The sequence below is a fragment of the Bifidobacteriaceae bacterium genome (assembly GCA_031281585.1).
GTDB lineage: Bacteria > Actinomycetota > Actinomycetes > Actinomycetales > WQXJ01 > JAIRTF01.
Genome location: JAITFE010000008.1, coordinates 1 through 8,160 on the forward strand (window position 1 = coordinate 1; position 8,160 = coordinate 8,160).

The following is an 8,160-nucleotide window of genomic DNA, read 5'->3' on the forward strand; positions in this document are numbered from 1 at the left end:
TCGTGGACCTCGCCCTGGAGGGTGTAGTCGCGGAGGAAGACCGGGCTTCCAGGCGGGTTCTCGCCAAAGCTGACTTGGCCGTCGCGGGTGTTGCCGTTGATCTCCGTGGCGGCGACGTCTTCGGCGGCAAACCCGTTCGCAAGCGGGTTGAAGGCCGTTCGGGTCATTCCCAACGGCCCGTAGAACTCGTCCTCCAGGTATTGGTCCAAAGTCTGGCCGGTGGTTAGTTCCACCACCAGCCCCAAAGCCATGTAATCGACGTCTGAGTACTCTTGCGTCCCGTGGCGGTCGCGCCGCAACGGGGTCTGGCAGATCTTTTCAATGATCCCCCCGCGGTCCGTGTGATCGGTGGTCTGGTACCACAGCCCGGCCCCCGCGCGTGAATAGTTGCCGTACGCCGGGTCCGGGACCTGGCCGGCGACGTGTGCCAGCAGGTCGCGGATGGTGACCGTGTCCTTGCCCAGACCGGACGCCCATGTCTGATCCATGAAACCCGAGTAGACGTTGGAGGCGTCCGAGTAGCACTCAAAGCCGGGTATGTCGGCCAGCTTGGCGTCAATGGCCAACTCGCCATCCGAGACGAGCTTTTGGATGGCGTAGTTGGTGGCGTACATCTTGGTGTTGGACGCCAAGTCGAACAGAGTCGCGACGGACGTGGGCTGCCATTGAGCCCGGGGCAGAAGGGCGGCGTCGCCGCCGGCGGTTGTGCCGTACTGCTTGTTGTAGCCGTAGGCCTTCTCCATGACCACTTTCCCGTGCCGGGCGATTCCGACCGTCATGGAAGACCAGCCCGGATCGGCCCCGTAGGCCGTGGTGGCGGCGAGCTCCTCCAGATAGGCGTCCGCGGCGGCCAACTGGGCGGAGTCGAAACCGACCGATTCCGGGGTCGCCGCCGGCATCACTTGGTCGTAGACCACGTCCAGCGTGGGCAGGATGAAATGGTCGTCGCCGCCGGCGGCGCCGATCACGAGGGTCCCCACCGAATAGATGCGGTCAATCCAGTCGAAGCTGGCGTAATACTCGTAGGCGCCGGCTCCCCGATAGCCGGTCAGCGGCTGATAGAACCAGTCCCTGTACAGAGGGTTGGTCGGCGCGGCGCCGGCCGGGGCGAAGGCCGCTTCGTTTCGGTCGACCGCGATCTCAACCCAGTTGCCCTTGTAATAGGCGGTCAGGATGTTGACCGTGTTGGCGGCCAACCCCTTCCACTCGTAACCGTTGCGTCCGGTCGCAAAGGCGACCCCCGGCAGGTAGTCGGCCAGGTCCTGCAGTTGGAGGTAGGCCTTGCCGTCGTCGTTGTGCGAGGTCACCTGCGCCCGGTCGACCAGAATTGGCTCGTCGAAAACGCGCGGATCGCCGTCGACCAGCCAGACCTCTGTCGCGGCACCGGTCGCCTTGACGTAGCGCAAGTCGGTTGGGTAGAGCGAATCCTCGCCGTTGGTGAAGCCGATGTGGTCGCCCGGGGCGATGGAATCGAAGGAGAAGGTCCAGACCTTGCCAAACTGGTCGAAACCGGCATCGACCAGTACAGCCTGCTCCCCGTCAAGGGTTCGGGCGGTGATTTGGTCGCCAAGGGCCTGGTCAACGGTGGCGTGGAAATGAACGGTCAGAGTGTCGGGCGGGTCCCCCGCCGCCGTGCACGCCGGCGCGGCCGACAGGATCAGGGCCAAGGTCAGGACCTTGGCCAACCTGCGCTGGGAAGTCATTCCGGGGCCTCGCTTTGCCGGTCTGGGTGCAGCCATGGCCGGGGGTTTCTGGGGCTCCTCAGGCGGCCGCGCTGGCTCGGTCAACAGGGCTGCGGCGGGCCTGGCCGGAGTCCCGGACTCCCAAGAGCGGCCATGCGCGCAGACTCGTTGGCGGTTCGGCCCAATCTGCGGGGCCGACGCGGGCGAAGCCGGCCCGGGACCTGGTTTCGACCCGTCCGGTTCGCGTCCGGCGGTCGCTGGCGCACCTGGCCGAGCGCTGGGCGGGGGGCAACTTGGTCAAGACCGGTGTGGAGGCCATGGGCGTCGATTATCCCAGGCGCGGGGCGGCGTCTGCTGTTCGGCGCGGCCCGCGCGCTCGCGGAACGCCATGTTGGCTGGCCACGCCCACGCTTTCGGCGCCGGCTTCGCGACCTCCAACCCAAACGACTTCGAACTCGTCGCGGGCCCCGCGTCGACGCTCATGCCAGGCCGGGTGGCTGGTCCTGCCGGCTTCCCAAGCGGCGGGGCGACGGTCCGCCCGGAGGACTGCTTGCCGCACCGCCGAAACTGGCTGCGATTCGCCATGCCGGGCCGCCCTCGTGGTGGTTCGTTCAAGAGGGCCGAGTTGGTTCAGTTCGGCCTTCTTTGAGTATCCTAGCCAGGAGAACTAGCCAACTTTAGGGGTGAGCCATGACAAAGGTCGGCATCTATGAAGCTCGGAACAACTTCTCGGAACTGATCAAGCGGGCCAAAGCCGGCGAGGACGTGGTGGTGGTCGCTCGGGGGGTTCCCCAGGTGCGCCTGGTCCCCGTGGATCCGCCTCCCGGCCATGGGACGGGCGGTGCCATACTCAAATGGCTCAATTCGGCTGGCCCCGTTCCGGGCCGGGCGCCCGAAGAACTCGACGCGACAATCGCCGCCGAACGCGCCGCCTGGGATTGAGGGAACCGTGATCTACTGTGACACCTGCGTTTTGATCTACCTGGTGGAGCGGCACCCGCAATGGCACGGCGCCGTGTCCGCGCTCATGGCGGCACGGGTCGATGCCGAGTTCGCCGTCAGCCCCCTTGTTCGCCTTGAGTGCCTGGTGCGACCGGTAGCGCGCGGCGACGACGAACTGGCTCGGCGTTATGAAGACGCGCTTGCGCAATTCCGCTGGCTGCCGATCACCGACAAGGCGTTCGACCGGGCGCTGCGCCTGCGGGCCGCCCACGGATTGAGAACGCCCGACGCGCTCCACCTCGCCACCGCGCTGGTGTCCGGCTGCGACGAGTTCTGGACCAACGACCGCCGCCTTGACCGCGCCGCCGATGCGCTCACGGTGACGGTTCCGCGCGACGAGGAGGTTCCCGGCGCCCCCGAGACGGGCACCACCGGCCTGGTGATGGGCGTGCGGACCTCGCCGCCAGCCCACGAAGGAACCTGACACGCCGATTCCCGCTCGTCGGCGCCCCATGGCATGGCGCTGGCCTCGGGAACGCCGAGCGATGATCTTCCCGGACGCCTCGGTCTTGATCGCACTGCCAAACGTCACGCTGGCAGATACCCGGATAGTCTTACCTACTGCGAACTGGCCTTCGGCGTTCAGGGCACCGCAGACCCGGCCGAACGGGCCCGGCGAGACGCCCGCATGCGCATAACGTCAAGCCTGGACCCGCGCCGGCCTCCCTTCGACACGGCTGCCGGTGACGGCCCCGCCGACCGCCGTCTGGAACTTCGCTCCCATTTCGACCCCGCCCTTGCTGCCATTTTGATCGCTGCGTCGGCTGCGCCGTCCACAACGGCGGGGCCATCGCCCAGGCGAATACGCTTGGAGAAATGAACGAAAAGGATGGCTCGCCACCCGACCATGTGGCCGAACTCTTTGTGGAGTTCATGGGCGGCACCGTCCAGGACTACAACGTCGCCGTGCTCGGTCCCGCATCCGCGCTGGCGCCCAACGGCATCGGCACCAGCCCTGCTGTCATGGTGGCATCGGCCCTTGCCCTGCACCCCGAAGGAGGAGCCTTCGTCCGCGCCGTTGTGCCTCAAGGGGCGGAATCCCACGGGAGCGCGCATCCGGAACTGGAGTGCGTGCCAACAGTGGAGCAAGCGGTCGAAGAAGCCGACGTGGTGCTGCTGGCTGCGGCGGAACGCGGTTGGGACCGGAGACTCGACCCGAACCAGTTGTCGAAATGGACTTCGACTCGCACCATCGTTGACGCGTACGGCGTGCTTGACGCCGAACTCTGGTCCGCTGCGGGCTGGAAGGTCCACAACCTTAGCCTCCCGCAAGGATGAGAAGACGTCACAGGCGCTCTGGCCAAGTGGATGGTCCCGCGCGCACGGGCTTCTACCCGACCGGTCGCCAGAGGCGGTCCAGCGGCATGACGTGGATTCGGTCTTCGCAAGTGTAGGAACGCCGCCCGGTCGTCAGCACCACCCCCGCGATGAAACAGTCTCCCCGCAGGTCCCTCAGTTCGCGAAGCCCCGCGGTGGCCGGGCCAGCCGCCCTTTCGCTGGCCCTGAGCTCAAAGGCCAGCACCTGATCGTCATCGAATTCGACCACCAGGTCGGGGCCGCAGTCTACGGGTTGAGTAAGCGATTGGGCGTCCTGGCGGGTGGAACCTGTGAGAACCGCCAGACCGGGCCGGGTGCCCGCGCGATTGAGCCGGGCTTTGATGGCGTCGGGGATCTCCGGCACGCGCTGGTATTCGTCAGCGCGCAACGGGACCGGGCCGCCGGCAATGGCGGACAAGTTCGCCGCAGGGGCTGAACTGGAGAAAACGCGACCCGCGAACCGGACAAAACGCGACCCGTGAACCGGACAAACCGCGATGCACAGACTGGACAAAACGCGGAGGCCGAATCGGCAAAGGCGCAGCCGGCGGGTCTTCCTCCGTGCCAGGGAGCAGGCGCCGTTCTTGTCTGCAGCGAACAGACCCCGTTCCCCGTATCCGCAGATAGCATCATCCTTACCAGCCGGGCACCTATCCGCCGGGCACCTACCCTGCTTTCCCCCCAAGATCCGGGTCACCAAGCGCGTCGCAAGCGACGCCTGAAGACGCCAGTTTTGATCACGGTCATCGTGGCCTCGGTGCTCGCTCTGTTCCCGCTCATTGGGCTGTTGAACGACCTTTCCGACGGGGAGCTCGGAAAGCGCTGAAGCCGCAATCGGGGAGCTTGAGAATGGCCTTCTTCGTTGTCGACGGCGCCCCGTTGGCGATCGCTGAGGTGCTGGTGTCCGACACCAGCGTTTCTCTGATTTCGGGTCCCGGAGAAGGCGCGGGTCCGTCGAACGTTGAACCGGCGGTCGGCGATCAGACCATGCTGCTGCGCGAGGGGTGACAGCGGTTCGCCTCTGCCTCAAGCACGCCGTCCAGGCGCTCCACCGCCAGGCATAGTCGGCCAGGCCGTGTTGCGGCGACGTGGCTTCTCGTCGGCCGACGCCCCGGCCATCCGTCGCGGCGCGCGCAAGCCGCCCAGCGGTTGGATTCCGCCACCTCCCGCTCGGCCTGGGCCTTGAACTCGGCCGTGGCCTGTGGCGCCCTGCCGTCAGTTGGCGCGATGGGACTCGTCGCAGAACCGTCCAGCTTCCCGCCGGTCGGGTTGGCGCCGCATGCGGCCAAGACGAGCGTCGCCGCCAATCCGACCACAGCCGTCCAGGCGCGCCAACCGGGCAGCCGATGCCGTCTTCGGCTCGGCGGGGCGGACCGGCGGCGCCGCGCTGACGCCAGGCGGCGGTCCCCGGGTCTGACAGACGGCATCGTACGCGGAGAGGCAAAACCGGGGGCCCCCCGATTGAGCCTGGCCGCCGACCGGCTGGCGACGTGACGAGGCGAGCGGCGGTCAGGCCGGAACTGCCCACCGGCGTTTCCGATGACGACTTCCACCTTCCGGCGGGTGCCCCAGTCGCCGCCTCTCAACGTGGCCAGGGAGTAGAAGCGCAGCCAGACCAGGAAGCCGACGTGGAGGATCCCGTAGAGCGGGGCGATGGCGAACCCGATGAGCCGGTCGCGCCGCGTTGGCCGCGATCCCGTCAGATCGACGTAGCGGAATGAGCGGGCCCATGCCAACAGTGCCAAGTAGACCAGGTAGGCGCCGAGGGCGAATCTGGCGGTCACCAGCGGCCTGATGGCCAGCCCCGTCACCAAGGCGACGGTGAAGACTATCCATGAGCCCAACTCGACGAAGGTCAGCCAGAACGCGGGCTTGGATACGGGCATGGCCCGGAGCACCCACAGCGACTCCCGGAAGAAGGACTTGTTCCAGCGGATCTGCTGCCTGACGAAGTGGCCCATGCGCTCTGGCACGGCGGTGTACGCGATGGCGGATTCCTGCAGGACCGCCCGCCCTTCGAGCAGGCAGTAGTTCGTCAGCCGACGGTCGTCACCGAAGATCGCGGGGCGGCCCATGAAGGTCTGGGTCAGGAAGTCGTGGCGGTAGCGGGCCAGGATGTCGACCCGGTACAGGGCCAGCGAGCCGCAGGCGCAAAGCACCGACCCGAACGACGAGTAGGCTGCCCGGTCGAACAGGAAGGACTGAGAGTAGCGCAAGTCGATCAGCCGGGTCAGCAGGTTTCGGCGGTAGTTCAGGGCCAAGACCAGGCCGGTTGCGACCGTGGTGGACGGATTGCCGAACGGCACCACGATTTCGCTCACGGCCCGGCGTTCCAGCACCGTGTCCGAGTCGACGCCGAGCAGAGCGTCGATCCCCGGCTGCATGTCCAAAGCGACCATGAGGGCGTGCCGCTTGCCGCGGTTGACCGGCTGCCGGACAACCACCAGCCCGATCCCGTTGCGCTCGAAACGCTCACGCCATCTGTTGGCCTCCTCGAAGGCCGCTGTGGTGTTGGAGCAGTCGTCCACAACGGCCACGGAGTGCACTCTGCGGGTTTGGCCCAGAATGGACTCCAAGCAGGCGGCCAGCATGGCGGGGTCTTCGTTGAAGACGGGGATGGCAACGCCGATTTTGAGCTTGTCGACCGGTCGGCCGACGGACTGGGCGGTGGCCGGGCGGTGTCTGCCCACCATCAGCAAACGGGCCGCGAAAAGGCTGACGGCCGCCACCCCGTACCAGGTGGGGCCGCCGGCCCGGCCCCACATCAAGACCAGGCCGACGGTGGTCCCGATCAGGACCAGCCAGCCTCCCGGCTTCACGGCTCGCGGTTGATTTTGGGCCGCCGGATCAGGCGCGACAGCGCCACCGCGCCCAAGCCTGCGGCCACCGCCACCACCGACAGCCACCACACCTCGACGGTGACGGCTCCGGTCCCAGCTAGCAGCGCCCCGCCGCCGATCGGCAACAAGGGTGAATCCTCATACATTCCGGGGCTCCTCTCTTTCCCGGTCAACTGGCCGGCCAACACCAGGCACCGCAGGCGGGCGACCGTCTGGTCTCATTCGGCCGCCCGCCGCGCGCGGTGCTGGAGTCAACGCCGACCCGCGACTTACCCCGCCGGCGTCACTATCACGTGGTTGGTGTACCGCACGATCGGCGCGAAGCCGTCCGCCGTCACAGTCACCTTGACCACCAGATCTTTGCCGATGTCCGCCGACGTCAGGGTGTATGCGGCGCTGGTCACCGGCTGGTTGTTCGATCGCAGCAGTGAGATGCCTTGATACCACTGGTATGTGACGTTCGCGGTGGACGGAGTGTAATCGAGGGCGACGGTCAGCGTCCCACCCGGATGAGCCCCAGCCGGCGCGAGGGTGGCCGACTTGACCGACGGCGCGGGCGGCCCCGACACGAGCAAGTGCGTCGAGTAGTGGGTCACCGGATCGTAGCCGGTCTTCGACAAGGTGATCTTGGCCACCAGGTCTTGGCCCGAATCTGCGGCGGTCAGGGTGTAGGAGAGGCCGGTGGCGCCCGCTATCGCGGCCGTCCCCCGGAACCATTGGATGGAGCGAGAGGCGTCCGTCGGCGTATGAGCCAGCGTCAGCGCGACAGTATCACCGACGGCGGCCGTCGCTGGCAGCGACTTGGCCTGGACGGTGATCTGGTCTGCCACAATGACGTGGTTCGAGTACTTCACCAGCGACGCGTCACCCGCCCTCGCTGCCGTCACCTTCACCGAGATGTCTTGGTTGGCGTCCGCCGCCTGGAGGGTGTAGGAGGTCCCCTGAACCGTCGAAAGGTAGCGGGTGCCCCTGAACCACTGGTAGGTCAAGGTCGCGTCAGACGGGGCCGACACCGTCAACGTGAGCGTGCCGCCCACTTTGGCGTTGCCGCCAAGCACGGGTGTTGTCATGGTCACCGGCTCCCGGACCTCGATTTGCGCCTCCACCGTCAGGGGCGTCAGCGGCGAGGATTGCGTCACGCCCTGGGGCAGCAGGAAGGCGCCCTCGGCGGTGTAGGCACCCGGCGTGAGGCGGTCATATCCGGGGACGGACCAGTTCAAGGCGACTTGGTGGACGCCGCCTTCGGAGTCTGTCACCGTGGTCGTGTCCGGCAGTTGCGCGATCACGTCCGCCTCTGACGTGGCGTGCGCCACGGAAAC

At 67.2% G+C, this 8,160-nt stretch carries 9 protein-coding genes; 4 read left to right on the forward strand and 5 right to left on the reverse strand.

Translation table 11 applies throughout. The features are described from left to right. The coding region (locus LBC97_00430; GenBank protein MDR2564526.1) for a serine hydrolase at window positions 1-1,703 on the reverse strand (1,703 nt) is incomplete at its 3' end. A 669-nt stretch (window positions 1,704-2,372) separates the two neighbouring features. Between LBC97_00430 and LBC97_00435 the strand changes: the two genes are divergently transcribed. The 3 genes from LBC97_00435 to LBC97_00445 all read left to right on the forward strand — a co-directional run bounded on the left by LBC97_00435 (window position 2,373) and on the right by LBC97_00445 (window position 3,962). Further along, a complete protein-coding gene (locus tag LBC97_00435) occupies window positions 2,373-2,624 on the forward strand; it encodes a type II toxin-antitoxin system prevent-host-death family antitoxin (protein ID MDR2564527.1) in 252 nt (83 codons plus the stop codon). A 7-nt stretch (window positions 2,625-2,631) separates the two neighbouring features. Next, entirely contained in the window at window positions 2,632-3,108 is a 477-nt protein-coding gene (locus LBC97_00440) for a type II toxin-antitoxin system VapC family toxin (GenBank protein MDR2564528.1), read from the forward strand. A gap of 392 nt (window positions 3,109-3,500) precedes the next feature. Continuing rightward, window positions 3,501-3,962 carry a hypothetical protein gene (locus LBC97_00445; protein ID MDR2564529.1) on the forward strand — a complete coding sequence of 154 codons (462 nt, stop codon included), beginning with the start codon at window positions 3,501-3,503 and terminating at the stop codon, window positions 3,960-3,962. 52 nt (window positions 3,963-4,014) lie between these two features. Here the strand turns inward: LBC97_00445 and LBC97_00450 are convergent, their stop codons facing one another. Next, window positions 4,015-4,419, reverse strand: a complete 405-nt coding sequence (locus tag LBC97_00450; protein ID MDR2564530.1) for a hypothetical protein — start codon at window positions 4,417-4,419, stop codon at window positions 4,015-4,017. A 431-nt stretch (window positions 4,420-4,850) separates the two neighbouring features. Here LBC97_00450 and LBC97_00455 point away from each other — a divergent pair, with 431 nt between their 5' ends. After that, complete coding sequence (locus LBC97_00455) at window positions 4,851-5,009, forward strand: hypothetical protein (protein ID MDR2564531.1); 159 nt, start codon at window positions 4,851-4,853, stop codon at window positions 5,007-5,009. Here the strand turns inward: LBC97_00455 and LBC97_00460 are convergent. The 3 genes from LBC97_00460 to LBC97_00470 all read right to left on the reverse strand — a co-directional run. After that, entirely contained in the window at window positions 4,982-6,820 is a 1,839-nt protein-coding gene (locus LBC97_00460; GenBank protein MDR2564532.1) for a glycosyltransferase, read from the reverse strand. The genes LBC97_00455 and LBC97_00460 overlap by 28 nt on opposite strands. Next, window positions 6,817-6,987: a hypothetical protein gene (locus LBC97_00465; GenBank protein MDR2564533.1), complete on the reverse strand. Its 171-nt coding sequence runs from the start codon at window positions 6,985-6,987 to the stop codon at window positions 6,817-6,819. Before LBC97_00465 ends, LBC97_00460 begins: the two co-directional genes overlap by 4 nt. A gap of 123 nt (window positions 6,988-7,110) precedes the next feature. Then, the coding region (locus tag LBC97_00470; protein MDR2564534.1) for a hypothetical protein at window positions 7,111-8,160 on the reverse strand (1,050 nt) is incomplete at its 5' end.

Bases quoted from the DNA above. Each gene is read 5' to 3' on its own strand.
- LBC97_00465 (MDR2564533.1), bottom strand. From the start codon at position 6,987: ATGTATGAGGATTCACCCTTGTTGCCGATCGGCGGCGGGGCGCTGCTA.
- LBC97_00455 (MDR2564531.1), top strand. From the start codon at position 4,851: ATGGCCTTCTTCGTTGTCGACGGCGCCCCGTTGGCGATCGCTGAGGTG.
- LBC97_00435 (MDR2564527.1), top strand. From the start codon at position 2,373: ATGACAAAGGTCGGCATCTATGAAGCTCGGAACAACTTCTCGGAACTG.
- LBC97_00445 (MDR2564529.1), top strand. From the start codon at position 3,501: ATGAACGAAAAGGATGGCTCGCCACCCGACCATGTGGCCGAACTCTTT.